Below are 18,282 nucleotides of genomic sequence, written 5' to 3'. Positions count from 1 at the left end.
CGCACAGAATCGGGGTCATTAACACGCTCGGTGATCGCACCCTCGGCGGCCTTTCGTGCACGCTGAGCGAAAGTTGACAGCTCAGCGTCGCGTCGGTGATCCTTGGAACAGGTCATGAGTGCCAGCGACAAGCCCCGGCTAGCTGGTCGGCAACCCTCCTCCGCGGTGGGGTGCTCCGGGTGACGACCTGGCCGTGCCCAGGGTGGGTACGGCAAGCGTGGATTCCAAGGAGACTATTCGATGACTGCTGTCGTCACCCGTTCGCACACCGAGTTCTCGCAGGCCAAGGCTGTTTCGCCTGTGCAGACCCCAACTATCGCCCCACTCGCCGACGTTGTCGGAGCCGCCGAATGCGCGCCGCTTTCCGACGGTACGACGGTGCGCTACGCCAACTTCGACTACGCCGCCAGCGCCCCCGCACTCACAGCGGTGGCTGATGCCGTCGCCGACTCGCTGAGCACCTACGCCAGCGTGCACCGCGGCGCGGGACATCTGTCGCAGGTCACGACGCGTCGCTACGAGGAGTGCCGCGAGACCGTTCGACGCTTCGTCCGTGGTCGCGCCGACGACGCCGTCGTGTTCACTCGCAACACCACCGACGCGATCAACCTCGCGGCGCATGTGACGCCCGGTGACGTTGTCGTTCTCGACATCGAGCACCACGCGAACCTGCTTCCGTGGGTCGAACGCAAAGACAAGTGGACGCGCATCGTCGAAGTTGCTTCGACCATCGACGAGACTCTCGCCGCCGTCGAGCGCGAACTCGCAGCCAAGCCCGCCGCGCTACTTGCGGTGACCGCGGCGTCGAACGTGACCGGCGAGGTCCTCCCGATCTCGCGACTCGCATCGATTGCGCACCGGCACGGCGCCCGAATCCTCGTCGACGCCGCACAACTCGTCGCGCATCGCCCGGTGTCGATCGTCAGCCACGGCATCGACTACCTCGTCTTCTCGGGCCATAAGCTCTACGCGCCGTTCGGCGCGGGTGTGCTGATCGGACGCACCGACTGGCTCGACGCCGCGCAGCCGTACCTGGCGGGCGGCGGTGCAACGGCAGACGTCGACGTCGAGGCCGGTTGCGCGTCGGTGTCGTGGCACACGGGTGCGGCGCGCCACGAAGCCGGTTCTCCTAATGTGTTGGGCGTCATTGCGATTGCTGCCGCATGCGACGCGATCACCGACCTCGGACACGAGTGGATCGGCGCGCACGAGGCGTACCTGTGCGCACAACTCGACGCCGGACTCGCCGAGATCGACGGAGTCACCCCCTTGCGTGTCTTCGACGACGGCCTCGAGCGCGTCGGCATCGCAGGCTTCACCGTCGACGGCCATAGCCCGCGCGAGGTGGCGGAGTACCTGAGTTCGGAACACGGCATCGGTGTACGCGACGGAAAGTTCTGCGCGCACCCGCTTCTCGACCGACTCGGTTATCCCGACGGCGCTGTACGCGCGAGCTTCGGACTCGGCAGCTCGTCCGACGACGTCGACCGCCTGCTCCACGCGCTGCGTTGCCTGAGCGATCGCAGCGCCGACGCCCCCGACATCCACCACCGAAAGGCACACTCGTGACGATCCAATCGAGTTCTCCGACAGACGTTCTCGCCGACCAGCTCCTTGCTGCCGACACCGGCGTCATCACCATCGGCCGCCCGGCGCTGCGGGTTGCGATCGTCGGCGACGCCGGTGCCGCCGAACTGCCGATCGTCGTGCGACGTTCGACGCTGCGCGACGCCCAGCGCACTCGCTCGCTACTGCGGGCCGGCACCCGTGACACCGCGAACTTCTCGGTAGCACTGGCTGTCGAGGTTGCGATCGCACCGCATCCGGGGTCGGCGCGCGCGTCTGTCGCCTCGGTGTCGGCTGCCGGCTCGTCGGTGACGTCCGCCGGCGATCCCGCAGAGACCGTGCGCTACGTCGGTACCCCGCACGGCCTGGCCACACTGATCCGCGACATCTACGCGGCAGAGGTCGCCGACGCCGTGCTCATCGTTCCGATCGACGGCTCGGCCACCGAGCACCGCGTGCGCGCAGAGGTGCTGCCGCAGTTCGAGTCTCGCCGCGCTGCGTGATCTCGACAAGCTCGATCAGCGGGTGGGGCTCGATCAGCGGGTAACAAGCTGATCAGCGGGTGGGGCTCGATCAGCGGGCGGCGTAGGCGCGGGCGAGGTCGAGGCGCTGCCACGACTGTGCGCCGGGGCGTTGGTCGTCGAGCGGGTATCCGGCCGGGTAGGCGGTGCGCCGTAGTAGATCGGTTGCTTGTGCGCGGGTGAGTTGGGGGTGTGCGCGCAGCACGAGGTCGACGGCCGTCGGCGGTACGACGAACGCTGCACTCGGCGAGCCGATGCGCGAGAGTCCGTAGGACATGCGCTTGTTGTAGTCGGCCAGTGCGTCGGGTGTGCTGCGGTATGGTGTGTCGCGCGCGATGCACGTTGATAGTACTGCGCGGCAACGCCATTCGAGTTCTGCACGGAGTTCCTGCCCGGCAGCAACGATCAACGGTCGGAACCTGGGGTCGGCGTATCTGTCGGCGACGGCGGCGTCGGCGACCATGCGTCCGGCGATCACGTCGAGCGGGTAGTGCACGCCGAGGACGACGCGGTTGTAGCCGGCTTCGCTGCCGCGCGCGAGGAATTGTGGTGCGAGTTCGGGAATCATCAGTGCGAGCAGCCCGGTGCGGATCATTGCCGACGCGGTGTGCCCGGACGGGTACGACGAGCCGCTGGACTGCACGTCGCTCTTGGACCTGCCGGGCCGGTTGTACACCGTGATGCGGTCGGGTTCGGCCACATACGGACGGTCGTTGTCAGACAGGGCCTTCTCGACCGCCGTGGACGCAGCGATGCCTTGGCCCCGGGCGAATAGTGTGTCGAGCAGAGCCGAGACCTTGGGCAGTCGTTTGTCAGCAAGGGCCTGACGGAAATCTCTACCGAGGTTGGTGCCGAACGCATCCGACATTGTGTAGAGCTGCGTCTGCGACAAGCCGTCAATCGCGTAGCCGTCGTCGAGTGCCCGCTTCTGACGTGCCGGATCGTTCTTCGCCGACTGATTGATCGCCGCGGCCCTGTCCGAGTTCTCGGCGATCGTGTCGGGGTGGTTTTTGCGAATGTCGGTGAAGCTCGAGATCACTGGCCAATAGATGACGTCAGAGCCGTGGACGTCGGACTGGTACACCGTCGCGATCGCACCCGCGGGGAACGGCGTCGGGTTGGGTCGAGGCGGCGCCGCGACGGCCGTGGGTACCTGGGCGCCGAGGAGTGCGCAGGCGGTCAGAGCGGTGGCCGCGACGACGCGCCTGAGCGATCTGACGGGAATGTGGATCGATGACATCGAGTGTTTCCTCACTTGCCCAGGTAGACGGTCTTGTCGGCGCCCGGGTAGGGCTTACCTTCATCGGTGGTGCGGCACAACGCTTTTGTAGCACCCTGTGCGCTCGCGAGCGCCCATTCGGGTGTTGCTTTGAAAGTTCGGAGATCGTTGACGGCACGGCCCCCGTTGAACACGGCGTTGACCGAGACATCCGACAATGGGATGTAGTGGCTGAGTTCGCCGCCGGCACTGAGGTTCTGCAGCACTCCGGCAGCATAGGTCAGGCCAGGGCCGCCGATGATCGGCAGACCCGCCACCTTTTCGAATACGCCGATCAGCTCGTCCTTGTCCTTCGGGACGAATGCGTTGCTGAGGTACACCTTGCGTAGGTTGGCTCGGACGCTCTTGACGCTCGCCGCAAACGACGCCTGTTGCGATTTCGGCAGCGTCGATCCATGCGTCGCGCCGACGTAGACGACGGCCTCGTCCAGGCTCAAGCCTGCCAGCGGGCGACAGTCGTCACTCGACGGACTCAACGACTTCGCGAAGGTGGTCAGCTCAGGGCTGACGTTCACGGCGAAGGCGTTCTTGACCCTTTCCCGTTGAACCGGTTTGGTGCCGTCCCCGGCCGCCAGACACGTGCTGTCTGCCTTGTCTCCGAGGGCGTTTCCGCCCTTCTCGGCCACGGTCCCCGGCAGCTCGACGACCGTTTTCACGATCTTTCCCGCGATGGAGCCGATGATGCTGCTGACGATCGGCACACCGACGGCACCCGAGACGGCCTTCGATGCGACCTCGTCGAGGATGGTCGCGATGTTGCCGAGGACGATCGCGTCGTTTGCCTCGATCCCTACGAGAACGGTCTCGATCGCGTCGTTGAGCGTGATCGAGGAGAGCCGGTAACCGTCACGGTAGGTGCCGTTCTTGATCGACAACACCTGCTGGACCAGCGCATTGGCGCCGTGGGTGGCCTGCACGCCTTGACCTGGACTCACTTCCGACCCGCGCTGAGTGACCACGAGCGTGCTGACGGTGCTGTTGTGCAGTTGCGTGGAGAAGCGGCCGGCGGCGCTGTCGATCGTCGTTGCGGCTCCGGGCGCTCGGGCGTCGAGCGACTTGGCAACGATCGGCACGAGTTCACCGAGTGTCAGTGTGCTACCCGACCTGCATTCGGTGGGGAACGGCGCGGACGGTTGGCCGAGGGGTGCGGCATGCGCGGACGTCGCGCCGACGGCTACCGTCGCGGCCACGGCAACCGCCGTCAGCCCCGCAGCGAGGGCCAGTGTGCGCCGTGGAGTCACGGCGGAGTGCTCGGAATGCATGAGAGTCCAATCGTTGCGGGAAGTCGGCCGTCGTGAGTGTCGGTCGGGTTGTCAGAGATGGCGAATAGTTCAGGCGCGCCGTAGTTTTGGCTGTCCGACGCGTGTGTACCAACTGAAGGCGGGGTACACCGACGACGCTGGGTTCGTCACGTCCTTCACGTAGAACCAGTTCATCTGCGCGCGTGACCTGTCGATCTCCATGACTCCGAAACCGTGTGTGGTGAGCTCGACGTCCTTGATCCAGGGGTTCGCGGTCTTGATGGTCTCCTGGGCGACGTCCATGGTCGTCGTGACGGGCGCCGCGAGTGCCCTGTTGATGGCGATGGTGTCGTAGCCGCTGGCCACGGTGATGCTCGGCGGGGTGAATTCGCACGCGACCACGCGCCCGCTCGCATCCTTGCCGTAGTGGAGCACGTTGAGGGGAATCTCGCTGGCCCACGAGCTGTGGATGTCGCCGGTGACGAGCACGACACTCTTCTTGCCCGCCTTGTCGATCGCGTGCAGCAGCGCACGGCGTTCCGCTTGATATCCGTCCCACTGGTCGTTGTTGACCGTGATCCCGTCGGCGGGCAGGCCGATCTGCTTGTGCAGCCAGTCAGCGACGCGCGGGTCGGTGGTCTCGGGAATCACCAGCGGAGCCATCATCACCTCGTTGCCGATCACCTGCCAGCGCGCTGACGACGTCGTGATCGAGGTCTCGAGCCACTTGTATTGCGTCTTACCGGTGATGCTCTGGTTGGGATCGTCGACCTTGAGGTAGGACTGCTTGTCGCGGTAGGAGCGTAGATCGGGGATGATCAGCTCGGCGAGCTGACCGAAGCGGAACCGGCGGTAGGGGTGTTCGCCGTTGTCGATTGAATTGGGGCGCACCGGCATCCACTCGAAGTACGCCTTGTCCGACGCGCGTTTGCGGGCGCTCCAGCTGCCCTGGGTGAGAGTCTTGTGGTTCTCGGCGCCGTCTCGGTAGGAGTTGTTGGCGGATTCGTGGTCATCCCACATGCAGATGAAGGTGTGAGCGGCATGTGCGCGGGCGAGATCGGGATCCTGGTGGTACTTGCCCTGCCGGATCCGGTAGTCGTCGACGGTGACGGTCGCGTGGACCGGAGCGGTGGTGCGGACGGTCTCGTTGTAAGCGCCGGGATATCCGCCGGTCTCGTATTCGTAGGTGTAGTCGCCGAGGTGAAGCACGAAGTCGAGGTCATCCCGCTGAGCCATGCCGCGGTAGGAGATGAAATGGCCCGCTTCGTAATTCGCGCACGAACAGACCGCGAATCGGAGCTTGTCGATGTCGGCCGACAGCGCTGGTGCGGTCTTGGTGCGCCCGGTCGGTGAAACAGCGCCTGCCAGTGGGCCGTCGGCCACGACGAAACGATAGAAGTACCGCGTCGACGGCGACAGGCCGGCCGCGTCGACCTTGACGGTGTGGTCGCGATCGACAGAGGTGGTGAAGACGCCCGACGACACGACGCGCGCGAAGCCCGGGTCTTGGGACACCTGCCACCGGACGTTCGTCGGCTCGCCGAATCCCGACCCGGGTGTTGCCCGCGGCTCGGGAGTGACCCGGGTCCACAGGATGACGCGGTCAGACAGCGGATCTCCGGATGCCACCGAGTGCAGGAAGGCCTGATGGTGCGGCGCGGCAACCGCTTCGGATACACCGGATGCGAGCGCGGCCGCTGTGCCGGCTGCGGCGGCAGCGGTCTGCATGAGCCGCCGACGCGACATCGACGGAACAGCAGAGGTCTTCGAATCGGGCAGGCTGTGAGGTTCGCGGGTCACGAGAAGTTAGCGAAGCGGTCTTTGTTGTCCAATAGGCGAACAGCAGGCAAAGAAGACCTCATGAGACGCGTATGTGAATCCCCACTCAGTTTGTGCCGCAGCGAGTTGCCGGACGGGCGCGCGACTATGTGGTTGCGACCACACGATCCACGTGGCCGTGCCGACGAGCACCGCGTGGGCGCAGAGGCGTTGCCCCAGTTCGAGTCTCGGCGGGACGGGTGATCTCGACAAGCTCGATCGGCGGGTGGTGATCTCGACAAGCTCGATCAGCGGGGTGGGCTCGGTCGGCGGGTGGGCTCGATCAGCCGGTAGCAAGCTCGATGAGCGGGTAGCAAGCTCGATCAGCGGCCCGGGTCTCAGCGGGCGGCGTAGGCGCGGGCTAGGTCGAGCCGCTGCCACGACTGTGCGCCGGGGCGTTGGTCGTCGAGCGGGTATCCGGCCGGGTAGGCGGTGCGTCGCAGCAGATCGGTTGCTTGTGCGCGGGTGAGGCGAGGATGTGCGCGCAGCACCAGATCGACGGCTGCGCCCGGTACGACGAACGCTGCACTCGGCGAGCCGATGCGGGAGAGTCCGTAGGACATGCGCTCGTTGTACTCTGCGACGGCGTCGGGTGTGCTGCGGTATGGTGTGTCGCGCGCAATGCACGTCGAAAGTGCTGCGCGGCAACGCCATTCGAGTTCGGCGCGGAGTTCTTGGCCTGCTGCCACGATCAGTGGGCGGAAGCGTGGGTCGGCGTATCGGTCGGCGACGGCGGCGTCGGCGACCATGCGTCCGGCGATCACGTCGAGCGGGTAGTGCACCCCGAGGACGACGCGGTGATAGCCGGCCTCGCTGCCGCGTGCGAGGAGTTGCGGAGCGAACTCCGGCACCATAACGGCGAGTAGTCCGGTGCGGATCATCGCCGACGCGGTGTGCCCCGACGGGTACGACGAGCCGACGGAGAGCACGTCCTCGTCGGTCTTGCCCGGCAGGTTGTAGACCTTGATCCGGTTCGGCGCCACCTTGTACGGCCTGGGATTGTCGGAGATCTCCTTCTCGACGAGCGTCGACGACGCGATGCCTTGCCCGCGTGCGGCGAGTGTGTCGATGAGTGCGGTCACCTTCGGCAGTCGCTTCTCGGTGAGCGCTTGGCGCACATCAGCGCCGAGCTCGGTCCCGAACGCATCGGTCATGGCGTGCAATTGCTTCTGCGACAACCCGTCAATCGCGTACGCGTCGTCGAGTGCGCGCTTGCGCAATGCCGGATCATCCTGTGCCGCATTGTTGATCGCGACAGCCTTCTCCAGGTTCTCCGACATCGTCGCGGGGTGATGCGCACGAATGTCGGTGAAGCTCGAGATCACCGGCCAGTAGATGACGTCACTGCCGTGGACATCCGACTGATAGAGGGTGGCCAACGCTCCGACCGGGAATGCGGTGGGTGTCGGTTTCGGCGGCGCTGCCTGCGCGGTGGCGGGGGCGCCGAACACCGCACACATCACCGCTGTTGTTGCGACGAGTCCGCTGGCGAGTTGTCGCGGGAGTCTCATGTCGTGGTTCCTGTCGATAGAAGGGCGGGGTCGGGTTCCGGCGAAACGAGTTATGTGCGAAACAGTTTCGGGGTACCCGCCCGCGTCGACCAACCGAATGCTCGCCGAGTCGTCGAACGCGGGTCGAATACATCCTCGACGTAGAACCATTCCATTGTGGCCCGCGCGGGCGTCACGGTCATCACCCCGAATCCGTGTGTCGTCAGTTCGACATCCTTGATCCACGGGTTGGCCAATTTGATGGCCTCCTGACCGGCGGACAGCACCGCGACCGTCGGGGCGTCGAGTGTGCGGCTGACCGCGATGCTGTCGTGCGCACTCGCGGCTGTGATGCTGGGGACGGTGAACTCGCACGCGACGGCGCGTCCCGAGCGGTCCTTGCCATAGTGGGAAACGTTGAGCGGCAACTCGCTTGCCCACGAGCTGTGGATGTCTCCCGCGACCAGAACCACGTTTCGCTTGCCCGCCTTGTCGATCGCGGACAACAGTTGTCGACGCTGCGCCGCGTACCCGTCCCACTGATCGTTGTTGACCGGGAAGCCGTCTTGGGGGACTCCGACCGTGTCGTGTAACCACTCGGCGAGTCTTGGATCGGTCGACGCGGGAATCGTCAGCGGCACCATCATCACTTCGCTGCCGATCACCTGCCAGCGGGTCGACGACGTCGTGATCGAGGTCTCCAACCAGGTGTACTGCTGTGCACCGGTGATCGACTGCTTCGGATCATCAACGCGCGCAGTCGATTGCTTGTCGCGATACGAGCGGAGATCGGGAATGATGAGCTCGGTCAGTGTGCCGAAACGGAGGCGTCGATACAGGTGCTCGCCGTTCTCGAGCGAGTTCGGGCGTACCGGCATCCACTCGAAGTACGCCTGTGTTGCTGCACGTTTGCGAGCAGTCCAACTGCCCTGCGTCCGCGGGTCGTGGTTCGCCGCGCCGTCGCGGTAGGAGTTGTCGGCCGATTCGTGGTCGTCCCATATGCAGACAAACGGATGCGCGGCATGGGCGCGGGCAAGGTCGGGGTCCTGGTGGTACTTTCCCTGCCGGATGCGGTAGTCGGTCAGGCTCACCGTCGCGTGTCTCGGTTCGACCTTGCGAACAATCTCGCCGAATGCTCCTGTGTAGCCGCCGGATTCGTACTCGTAGGTGTAGTCGCCGAGGTGCAGGATGAAGTCGATGTCGGTGCGCTCGGCCATGGCCCGGTACGAGATGAAGTGTCCTGCTTCGTAATTCGAGCACGAGCAGACTCCGAACCGCAGACGGTCGATATCCGCGGAGGCCGTGGGGGCTGTCTTCGTTCTGCCCACTGGCGACACGGTGCCCGCCGCGGGACCGTCGAGCACGGTGAAGCGGTAGAAGTATCGCGTCGCGGGAGCAAGTCCCGCGGCGTCGACCTTGACCGTGTGGTCGCGCTGCGCCGTCGTCGTCACGCTTCCGGACGCGACGACACTGCCGAATGCGTTGTCGTGCGCGACTTCCCAGCGCACCGCGGTCGGGTCGCCAAGGCCGGAGCCGGGTGTCGCGCGTGCGTGGGGTGTGACGCGCGTCCACAGGATCACGCGGTCGGGGAGCGGATCACCCGAAGCCACCGAATGCGCAAAGACGCCGGAGCCTCCCGGGGCCGCCGCTGCCGACGGAATCACAGCCGACGCGACGGCGGCGGTGCCCGCAGCCACCGTCGCCGACTTCAGGAACGTCCTGCGCGTCACATGTGACATCTGCGAAGACTGTGCCAACTGCGGAGTCTGTGTCAACTGCGAAGGCAGCGGATTGCTGACCGATTTCGGAAGTCTGTGAGCCACGAGGAGTCAGTCAAAACCCGCCATGTGACCGGATTGGGTGTTTCAGGTGAACGACGGGTGTCGACGCTCAGGCCTCGCCGCGCTCCCACTGCTCGATCAGGCCCGCCTGCGACTCCTCGGTCAGCAGTCCGTAGAGCTTGAACCGTGCCATGCCGCCGTCGGGGAAGATGTCCATCCGCGCTTCGGTCATCGGCCGGTCAAGATCGATGACGAAGCGGTGGCGAGTGTCGGGTTGCAGCTCGGTGCGCGGCAACACATCGAACCATTCGCCGTCCTCGCCGTCTCGGCCACGCACCGTCGCTGCTCCCGGCGCGTTGCCGATGAAGTAGCTGGTGTCGAGTTCGACGAGACTGACCCTGCCCTGGCCCGCGAGGCGCACCTGTACCCAGTCGTTGCCGGAGTCGCGACGGCGGCTGGTCTCCCATCCCTCGCCCATGTGGCGTGCGCGGCCGGGCATCAGCAGGTTGTTCGGTGAGCTGTAAAACATGTTCGAGCATGCCGTGATCAGTCCGCCGTTCTCGAGGGCGGCGAGATCGAAGTGGCCGTAGCGGAAGAAGTGCGGATTAGGCACACCGCGGCCGTGAACACGGAAGCGTGCGACACCGCCGTCGGGATGCATGGTGAGTCGGACGTGGGTGAAGCGGCCCTTTGCGTCGACCTTGAACGGATTGCGGGTGTCGCCGTCGACCTGGGTCTTCTCGACGATCGTTGTCCAGTCCGCGTCGTCGACGAGTTGTTGCGCCGACACGACGCCTTCGACCGCGGTGGCCTCCACCGAGATCTCGGGCGGATAGTTGCCCTTGAACCACGACGTGTCGACGACGACGCCGTAGATCACACCGGGTGCGCCGAGGCGGATGATCGCCTGGTCGACGCCGTCGCGGCGTCGGCGTCGTGTCTCCCAGCCGTCGTAGACCTGGCCCTTGTGCCCGAAGGTTGCGGGCCGGTACTCGGCCGGGCCGGTCTTGATCAGGTTCTGTACCTCAGCGAACAGATCGTCGTTGGTCCACACGACCGCGCCGCCGAGATCGCGAAGCGCGAGGTCGGGCATGGAGGTGAAGTGGGGGCGGCTACCTGACGGTGGTGGAGGCTGAGGAGTCACGAATGTCGATGGTAGTTGGCTGTTTGCGTGGCGCAGAACTCGAGCGCATACTTGCGCTCGGCATTTGCTTGCAACATGCAACTACTTGCAATAGGTAACATCCGTCGGCTTTGTCCGTTAGGTAGTAAAAGGCGGTAACAGTGCTCGACCCGGAGTCGATCGACCAGCTCTTCGATTCGCTCAGCCGATACCTGCGTGTTCGGGATCGTGCGGTCCACACCACGTTCCGCACCAAGGACGGGGAGTTCGAGACCGCGGCGTTCCGCGGGCTGTTCCACCTCGACCGTGCGCCCATGCGATCGAGCGAACTCGCCGCCGCACTCAACGCTGATCCGTCGACCGTGTCGCGACACGTCGCACAACTCGTCGACCTCGACCTGGTGCGTCGCGAGGCCGATCCGGCCGACGGACGCGCAACGCTCCTGGTGATCACCGAAGCGGGACGTCGACGCGTCGAGGGCATGCGAGCGATGCGTCGTGAAGCGTTCGAGTCCGCGATGACGGACTGGAGCCAAGACGAACTGTCGACGCTGGTGGTGTTGTTCGACCGCTTCGTCGACGCCGCGGAGCAGCTGATTGCGCCCGCAGGCGAACATTCCGGGAAAGGAACGAGATGACAGACGAGACGCAGGTGTCCACGCCTTCTGACGAGGTGGCGGGCGCCGGTCTGACCCACCGGCAGATCCTCACGATCCTGGCCGGCTTGATGCTGGGAATGTTCCTCGCGGCGCTCGACCAGACCATCGTGTCGACCGCGATCCGCACCATCGCCGACGACCTGCACGGCTACGACATGCAGGCATGGGTGACCACCGCCTACCTCGTCACGTCGACCATCGTCACTCCGCTCTACGGCAAGCTCTCCGACCTCTACGGTCGCAAACCCTTTTTCCTGCTTGCCATTTCGATCTTCATCGTCGGATCGCTGCTGTGCTCGCTCGCGACGTCGATGTACGAGCTCGCGGCATTCCGCGCTCTGCAGGGGCTCGGCGCGGGCGGTCTGTTCACCCTGGCGCTGACGACGATCGGCGACATCGTCCCACCGCGTGAGCGCGCGAAATACCAGGGCTACTTCCTCGCGGTGTTCGGCACGTCGAGTGTGCTCGGTCCGGTACTAGGTGGCTTCTTCGCCGGTCAGTCGACGATCCTCTGGGTGTCGGGGTGGCGCTGGGTCTTCCTGGTGAACGTGCCGATCGGCATCCTCGCGCTGATCGTCGTCGCCAAGGTGCTCAACTACGACCAACAGAAGGGTCGGGGCGGCCGTACCGACTACTGGGGTGCGTTCGCGCTCGCCGTCGGCATCGCGCCGCTGCTGATTGTGGCCGAGCAGGGCCGCGAATGGGGCTGGTTCTCGGGTTGGGCATGGCTCTGTTACGGCGTCGGAGCCTTCGGCATCGCGCTGTTCGTCTGGATCGAACACAAGATGGGCGACGACGCGCTGATCCCGTTGCGCGTCTTCAAGAATCGGGTGTTCGCGCAGGGCATCGTGATCTCGATGGTCGTCGGTGCGGTGATGTTCGGCGGGATCTCGATGCTGCCCCAGTACTTCCAGGTGCTGCGCGGCTCGAGCCCGATGGTCGCGGGCCTGCAGATGCTGCCGATGGTTCTCGGTCTGATGATGGGTTCGATCGCGTCGGGTCAGATGATCTCGCGCACAGGCAGATACAAGGTGTTCACGATCGTGGGCGCGGTGCTCATCACCGTCGCCACGTTCCTGCTGCACCTGGTGAGCACGTCGACACCGGTCTGGATCGTCATGCTCATGGCGTTCCTGCTCGGCTTCGGACTCGGCAACCTGATGCAGCCGATCACGCTCGCGATGCAGAACATCCTGCCGCCCAAGGACATGGGCCTGTCGACCGGCACCGCGACCTTCTTCCGCCAGATCGGCGCGACTCTCGGTGTGGCCGTGTTCTTCTCACTGCTGTTCAGCATGATGGGACCGAACATCAAGGACGAGATGGTGTCTGCAGCGCAGACTCCCGAGTACCGCGCCGCAGTCGTGCGGGCAGCGGGCAGTGATGATCCGCAGGTCAGCGAGTTCGCCAAGGGTCTGATCGCGGCGTCGCAGAATCCCGGGGGAGCGTCGGGGTCGTCGGACGCGGTGATGAGCGATACGTCGATCATCGAGAAGTTGCCCGCCGAATTGGGCGATCCGATCAAGGAGGGCTTCGCGAACTCGATGGACACGGTGTTCCTGACGGTGTCGATCGTCTCGCTGCTCGCGATCATCGGCACGGTCACGTGGAAGGAACTCCCACTGCGTCGCGGGAAGCCTGCCGCCGAGACTGTGGCTGCCGAGTAGGGCCAGCGAGTAGTACCAAAGAAAATCCACCTCATCTGTGCCAGTTCACCTTCGGCAGTGCCGAAGGTGACGTGCAACAGATGAGGTGGATTTTTCAGTATGTAGCGGCAGAGGCGTCGATCAGTGTCCCGGGAAGCGCTCGACGGCGGCCTGTGCCACCTTCTCCGCCTCGTCCTTGCCGACCCAACCGCCCGGTGTGACCGACTTGCCGGGCTCGAGATCCTTGTAGTGCTCGAAGAAGTGCGAGATCGCGTTCAGCTCGAACTCCGACACGTCGCCGACGTCCTGAATGTGGTCCCAGCGCACGTCCTTGGCGGGCACGCACAGCAGCTTGTCGTCGCCGCCTGCCTCGTCGGTCATCGTGTACATCGCGACCACACGTGCCTTGACCACGACGCCCGGGTACACCGACTCGGGCAGCAGGACCAGCGCGTCGAGCGGGTCGCCGTCTTCGCCGAGTGTGTTGTCGATGTAGCCGTAGTCGGCGGGGTAGCCGAATGCGGTGTAGAGATAGCGGTCGAGGAAGACCTTTCCGCTCTCGTGATCGACCTCGTACTTGTTGCGACTTCCCTTGGGGATCTCGATGGTCACATCGAATTCCACGGTTCCTCCTTGATCGTGGCGCCTCGGGCGGGATCGGTGCGCCGTCGGCGGGTGTCGACAGCCGCGGTCCGGCTGTGCGAATCGCCTCAACGATACTGTGGGGCGTCGGAAGAGATGGGTCGAGACCGGAGGTCGAGTGGGCGCGAGGAATCAGGACGGTCGGTTGCGCGGTCGACGTCGCGCGGTTGTGTGGACCCTGGTGTCGGTGATCGTGCTGGCATTGGTCGCATCGAGCGTGCTGTTCGTGGCGTTGCGCATGAACAAGTCCGACGACCTCCCGGCAGGTGTGCCGCCGAGGCCTGCGCCGATCGCCGCGACGCCTGAGATCAACGCGGTGTCGGCGACGGCACCACAGCCGACGGCGTCCGGCGTGACCAGGCAGATCGCCGCGGCGGCCCGCGCGCCGCAGCTCGGCGAGTTCACCGGCCAGGTCAGCGACTCGTTGACCGGCGCAATCCTGTGGTCGAAGAGCCCGAGCACCCCACGGTTGCCCGCATCGAACACCAAGATCCTGACTGCGGCTGCCGCGCTGCTCGGACTCCCGCACGATGCGCGCCTGACGACGACTGTCGTGGTCGGAACCGACGGCCAGGTGATCGTCAAGGGCGCAGGCGACCCGACGCTATCGGCCCAGTCGAAACGGTCGCAGACGTTCTACACCGACCCCGGTCGGATCAGCGACCTTGCCGACCAGGTCCGTAGGTCGGGGGTTCCGGTCACCTCCGTCGCCGTCGACACCAGTGCGTACACCGGTCCGACGATGGACAGCAGTTGGAGCCGCGACGACATCAAGGGCGGCGACATCGCTCCGATCGAGGCATTGATGACCGACGGCGCGCGCATAGATCCGCTCAACGAATACTCCCCGCGCGTCGACAACCCTGCGATAACCGCCGGAGAACAACTCGCCAAGGCGCTCGGCGTCGACGTCCCGGTCACGAACGTCACCGCTCCCGCTGGTGCGCGGACCGTGGCGACGGTCCGTTCGGCACCACTGGTCACCAGGGTCAACGACATGCTCCGCTACTCCGACAATGTGCTCGCCGAGGCGCTCGGCGTCGAACTGTCAGTCGCTCGTGGTGGACCCGCAACGCTCGCTGGCGGTACGTCGGCGGTGAAGCAGACGCTCGCCGACAACAAGTTCGACGTCTCGAACGTGACGCTGCGCGATACGTCGGGGCTGTCGTACCGCAACCTCGTGCCCGCAGCACTGCTCGACAAGCTGATGGCCGCTGCCAGCGGACCGACCGGGAGCGATCAGCCGATCGATTCCAAGATCCGCCCGATGCTCGACGGGCTGCCGGTCGCAGGCGGCACCGGCACACTCGCCGACCGTTTCGCCGTCGGCGAGAATCCCGGCGCGGGGTGGGTGCGCGCGAAGACCGGAACACTGACCGGCGTCAGTTCGTTGACCGGCATAGTTCAGACGGTCGACGGTCGGGTGCTGTCGTTCGCGTTGATCTCGGGAGGCACATCTCCCGCGGACGCGCGGCCGGCCCTCGACAACGTCGCGGGCAAGTTGAGGGAGTGCGGGTGCCGATGACCGAGCCGACCGACGTGGGAAGTGGTCTCGACAAGCTCGACCAGCGGGGTGGAGCTGACCAGCGGGGTGAGCTCGACCAGCGGGGTGGTCTCGACAAGCTCGACCAGCGAGACGAGCGAGACGAGCGGGAGGAGAGCGGCGAGTCGATCGGTGCGCGCATCGACTGGTCGCTTGCCGCGACGGTCGGGAAACGGCTGGTGCGTCCGGGACCGAAGGTCACCGAGTACACGCTCGACGCCGCGCAGGCCGAACTGGCCGACGCCGCAGTGCGGGCCGAGGGACCGGTGCGCGAGGTCACCGGACTCGCGGACGGTCTGCGCGTACCGAGTGCGCTCGTGGTCGATCGGCGCGGCTGGGTCGACGCCGCGTCTCAGTCGATGCGATCGATGCTCGACGGCGACGACGACGGCGAGTCCGGTGGCGGACTGTCGGGGAAGGTCGGCGGCCTACAGGCAGGCGGTCTCCTCGCGTTCCTCGCGGGCGCCATCCTCGGGCAGTACGACCCGTTCACGCCGAGTGGTTCGGACGCGAGCGAGCCAAGTAATCCGGGCGTGCTCATGCTGGTGACGCCGAACATCATCGCGGTGGAGCGCAGTCTGCGCGTCGTGCCGTCGGATTTCCGTCTGTGGGTGTGTCTGCACGAGGTGACCCATCGCGTGCAGTTCTCCGCCAACCCCTGGCTGCGTCAGTACATGCTCGACAACATCGCAGTGCTGACGTCCGATGCGGGAGAGTCGGTGACAGACGTTGTCGCACGGATCAATTCGGCTGTGCGCGGTGGCGCCAAGCGGGAGAAGGGTGTCATCGGTGTGATGCAGATGCTGCAGACGCCCGAGCAGTACGAGGCGTTCACCCGCATGATGATGCTCGGCACCCTCCTGGAGGGGCATGCCGACCACGTCATGGATGCCGTTGGCCCGGCACAGGTTCCGACAGTCGAGCAGATCCGCGCGTCGTTCGACAAACGACGCACCGCACCGCGAAATCCCGTGCAGCGCATCATCAGGGCGTTGATCGGTATGGATGCCAAACTCGCGCAATACATTCGGGGTAAGGCTTTCGTCGACGAGGTCGTCGGGACCGTCGGAATGGAGCGTTTCAACACCATCTGGACCGATGCGGAGACGCTGCCCCGGCCAGACGAGATCGACGAGCCGTCGCGATGGATTGCACGCGTGTTGTGACACGCGCGGTCGCAGATTTTGCGACTGCTCACCTGGCCGGACTCACCGAGGTGTGCGTCGGGTTGTCCGGAGGCCCGGACTCGTTGGCGCTCACCGCAGGAGCGCTCCGTGCGGGTCTGACGGTCCGCGCGCTGATCGTCGACCATGCGCTGCAGCCAGGCTCTGATGCTGTTGCGGCCGATGCGGCGCGGACCGCCATAGGCCTCGGTGCGTCGGCGCAGGTGCTGCGCGTGAGCGTCGGTACCGCCGGAGGCATGGAAGCGGCGGCACGAGACGCCCGGTACGCGGCACTCGACGCCGCTCGCGACGGACTGCCGGTCCTGCTGGCCCACACCATGGACGATCAGGCCGAGACAGTCCTCCTCGGCCTCGGAAGGGGTTCGGGGTCGCGTTCGCTCGCTGGTATGCGTGCGTGGCGTGAGCCGTGGGGTCGGCCGCTGCTGGGTGTACGTCGTTCGCAGACGGTCGGAACGTGTACAGAGCTGGCACTGCCAGCGCACGCCGATCCGCACAACCGCGACCCGAGATTCACTCGCGTGCGGCTACGAGCAGAGGTGATCCCGTTGCTCGACGATGTCCTGCACGGTGGGGTCGTCGAGGCGCTGGCGCGCACCGCGACCTCCCTGCAGGCTGACGTCGACGCTCTCGACGACGTCGCGGACGAGATCTACTCGACGTCGTCGAGGATCGGCGAGCACGCCGAACTCGACGTCGCTTCGGTCGCCGACCTTCCCGCCGCGGTGCGAACCAGGGTCGTGCGGCGCTGGCTGCGGGAGGTCGGAGCGACAGAACCCACGACGCGGGTGATCGAGGCCGTCGACGAGCTGCTTCGGGGTGTTCGGCCGGGCCAGGTGGCGATCGGCGGAGCGCCTGATCACCGGCTGGCGGTCGAACGGACAGCCGATGGGATGAGGGTGACGCGCCTTCCGCGATGACCCGGTCACCAAAGCGTGGCCGGGTCACCGCGGAGGGATCGCTTTTAGCCGTCCTAAACGGGTGAGTTGATGGTCTGGAAGTACTGGATCGCGGAGAGGATCAGCGTCCCACCTCCGCCGAGGATGATTCCGACGATCGACCCGAGCGCCGCACCGATCTGAATGCCAGGAAAGAGGCAGCCGATTCCCGCGCCCAGCGCCGCACCGAATCCACATCCGACCACAGCCCCGACAACAGCGCCGAGACCGAGTCCGACCAGAGAAGAAATGGTCATTCCGGCCGACAGCTGACCGTTGAAGCGGGTGAGCGCCTCGTTGTCGCGTTGTTGCTTCGTCTGCTTCGTCTGGGCTTCCTTCGCGGCGACCGCACGCATCGCGTTCACCTGAACCGGGTCGGCGAGATGTGCACGTAGTTTGTCGCGGGACGGGACCAAAGTCGCGGATGTCGGGGTCACTTGCGCGTCGATGGGCAATTCGAGAAATTCATCCCGATACCACAAAGCCATGCGGAAAAGGGGCTTTCCCGCGCCGTTCTTGATGACCAGGTCAGAGCCCTCACGAGCTATCGTGCCGTCGGTGACGGAGAGGCTCACTGACGACGGTCCAGCGGAAAGGCGGTAGTGAACCGATTCCGACGACGGCGCAGCGTGGGCAGTTGCCTGCAGCAGGGGGATCGCGAGCACAGCGGCGGCGAAGATTGCAATCGCACGTATCAAATACTTTGTCGGCAAATATGTTTCGCCAGGCAAATGTGCTAGTTGAGAGGGTGGCTTGGGGTTGTATCGCCGCTGTTGGTTCATTGTCGTCCTCGTCCTTGATCCGACGTTGAGTTTGCTTGTCATCGGCGATTACGCCGCTCCGTGATCCTCAAA

The 18,282-nt window shown here is 65.5% G+C and carries 15 protein-coding genes and 1 riboswitch; of the genes, 7 read left to right on the top strand and 8 right to left on the bottom strand.

Annotation, left to right across the window (positions count from 1 at the left end; genetic code table 11):
• Nucleotides 1-110 precede the first annotated feature (110 nt).
• Nucleotides 111-224: riboswitch (SAM riboswitch) on the top strand.
• A gap of 16 nt (nucleotides 225-240) precedes the next feature.
• Together ABW18_RS15970 and ABW18_RS15965 are read left to right on the top strand one after the other, a co-directional pair.
• Nucleotides 241-1,569, top strand: coding sequence for an aminotransferase class V-fold PLP-dependent enzyme (locus ABW18_RS15970; RefSeq protein ID WP_049699964.1), 1,329 nt, complete (start codon nucleotides 241-243; stop codon nucleotides 1,567-1,569).
• Complete coding sequence (locus ABW18_RS15965; RefSeq protein WP_049699963.1) at nucleotides 1,566-2,069, top strand: hypothetical protein; 504 nt, start codon at nucleotides 1,566-1,568, stop codon at nucleotides 2,067-2,069. Before ABW18_RS15970 ends, ABW18_RS15965 begins: the two co-directional genes overlap by 4 nt.
• A 70-nt stretch (nucleotides 2,070-2,139) precedes the next feature.
• Here the strand turns inward: ABW18_RS15965 and ABW18_RS15960 are convergent, their stop codons facing one another.
• From ABW18_RS15960 to alc, 6 genes are all read right to left on the bottom strand, one after another.
• Nucleotides 2,140-3,327 (bottom strand): phosphatase PAP2 family protein, encoded by a 1,188-nt coding sequence (locus ABW18_RS15960; RefSeq protein ID WP_083444429.1) that lies wholly within the window; start codon nucleotides 3,325-3,327, stop codon nucleotides 2,140-2,142.
• Between the two features lie 11 nt (nucleotides 3,328-3,338).
• Complete coding sequence (locus ABW18_RS15955; protein WP_049699962.1) at nucleotides 3,339-4,628, bottom strand: hypothetical protein; 1,290 nt, start codon at nucleotides 4,626-4,628, stop codon at nucleotides 3,339-3,341.
• 69 nt (nucleotides 4,629-4,697) lie between these two features.
• Nucleotides 4,698-6,407 (bottom strand): alkaline phosphatase D family protein, encoded by a 1,710-nt coding sequence (locus ABW18_RS15950; protein ID WP_235434415.1) that lies wholly within the window; start codon nucleotides 6,405-6,407, stop codon nucleotides 4,698-4,700.
• A 356-nt stretch (nucleotides 6,408-6,763) separates the two neighbouring features.
• Nucleotides 6,764-7,936, bottom strand: coding sequence for a phosphatase PAP2 family protein (locus tag ABW18_RS15945; protein WP_049699960.1), 1,173 nt, complete (start codon nucleotides 7,934-7,936; stop codon nucleotides 6,764-6,766).
• A 50-nt stretch (nucleotides 7,937-7,986) separates the two neighbouring features.
• The gene (locus ABW18_RS15940) at nucleotides 7,987-9,654 is read right to left on the bottom strand and encodes an alkaline phosphatase D family protein (protein WP_049699959.1); all 1,668 of its coding nucleotides are present in this window, start codon (nucleotides 9,652-9,654) and stop codon (nucleotides 7,987-7,989) included.
• 151 nt (nucleotides 9,655-9,805) lie between these two features.
• Nucleotides 9,806-10,789, bottom strand: a complete 984-nt coding sequence (alc, locus tag ABW18_RS15935; protein ID WP_235434421.1) for an allantoicase — start codon at nucleotides 10,787-10,789, stop codon at nucleotides 9,806-9,808.
• Between the two features lie 191 nt (nucleotides 10,790-10,980).
• On the opposite strand from alc, the gene ABW18_RS15930 reads away from it, so the two are divergent.
• Together ABW18_RS15930 and ABW18_RS15925 are read left to right on the top strand one after the other, a co-directional pair.
• Nucleotides 10,981-11,457 carry a MarR family winged helix-turn-helix transcriptional regulator gene (locus ABW18_RS15930; protein WP_049699957.1) on the top strand — a complete coding sequence of 159 codons (477 nt, stop codon included), beginning with the start codon at nucleotides 10,981-10,983 and terminating at the stop codon, nucleotides 11,455-11,457.
• Nucleotides 11,454-13,145: an MDR family MFS transporter gene (locus ABW18_RS15925; protein WP_049699956.1), complete on the top strand. Its 1,692-nt coding sequence runs from the start codon at nucleotides 11,454-11,456 to the stop codon at nucleotides 13,143-13,145. The genes ABW18_RS15930 and ABW18_RS15925 overlap by 4 nt, the downstream gene beginning before the upstream one ends.
• A 120-nt stretch (nucleotides 13,146-13,265) precedes the next feature.
• On the opposite strand, the gene ABW18_RS15920 is transcribed toward ABW18_RS15925, so the two are convergent.
• Entirely contained in the window at nucleotides 13,266-13,748 is a 483-nt protein-coding gene (locus ABW18_RS15920) for an inorganic diphosphatase (protein WP_005207556.1), read from the bottom strand.
• A 136-nt stretch (nucleotides 13,749-13,884) separates the two neighbouring features.
• Between ABW18_RS15920 and dacB the strand changes: the two genes are divergently transcribed.
• The 3 genes from dacB to tilS are packed head-to-tail and all read left to right on the top strand — an operon-like array spanning nucleotide 13,885 to nucleotide 17,410.
• Nucleotides 13,885-15,291 carry a D-alanyl-D-alanine carboxypeptidase/D-alanyl-D-alanine endopeptidase gene (gene dacB, locus ABW18_RS15915; protein ID WP_083444428.1) on the top strand — a complete coding sequence of 469 codons (1,407 nt, stop codon included), beginning with the start codon at nucleotides 13,885-13,887 and terminating at the stop codon, nucleotides 15,289-15,291.
• Nucleotides 15,288-16,475: a zinc-dependent metalloprotease gene (locus tag ABW18_RS15910; protein WP_235434414.1), complete on the top strand. Its 1,188-nt coding sequence runs from the start codon at nucleotides 15,288-15,290 to the stop codon at nucleotides 16,473-16,475. Before dacB ends, ABW18_RS15910 begins: the two co-directional genes overlap by 4 nt.
• Complete coding sequence (gene tilS, locus ABW18_RS15905) at nucleotides 16,454-17,410, top strand: tRNA lysidine(34) synthetase TilS (protein ID WP_049699955.1); 957 nt, start codon at nucleotides 16,454-16,456, stop codon at nucleotides 17,408-17,410. Before ABW18_RS15910 ends, tilS begins: the two co-directional genes overlap by 22 nt.
• Before the next feature lie 53 nt (nucleotides 17,411-17,463).
• Here tilS and ABW18_RS15900 read toward each other — a convergent pair whose 3' ends face one another.
• On the bottom strand, nucleotides 17,464-18,126 hold the full coding sequence (locus tag ABW18_RS15900) for a DUF8020 domain-containing protein (RefSeq protein WP_049699954.1): 663 nt from the start codon (nucleotides 18,124-18,126) through the stop codon (nucleotides 17,464-17,466).
• Nucleotides 18,127-18,282 lie beyond the last annotated feature (156 nt).

It is taken from the genome of Gordonia jacobaea (assembly GCF_001186365.1).
Taxonomy (GTDB): Bacteria; Actinomycetota; Actinomycetes; order Mycobacteriales; family Mycobacteriaceae; genus Gordonia; species Gordonia jacobaea.
Note: the sequence above shows the minus strand (reverse complement) of the source record. Positions and strands in the feature narration are given on the sequence as shown.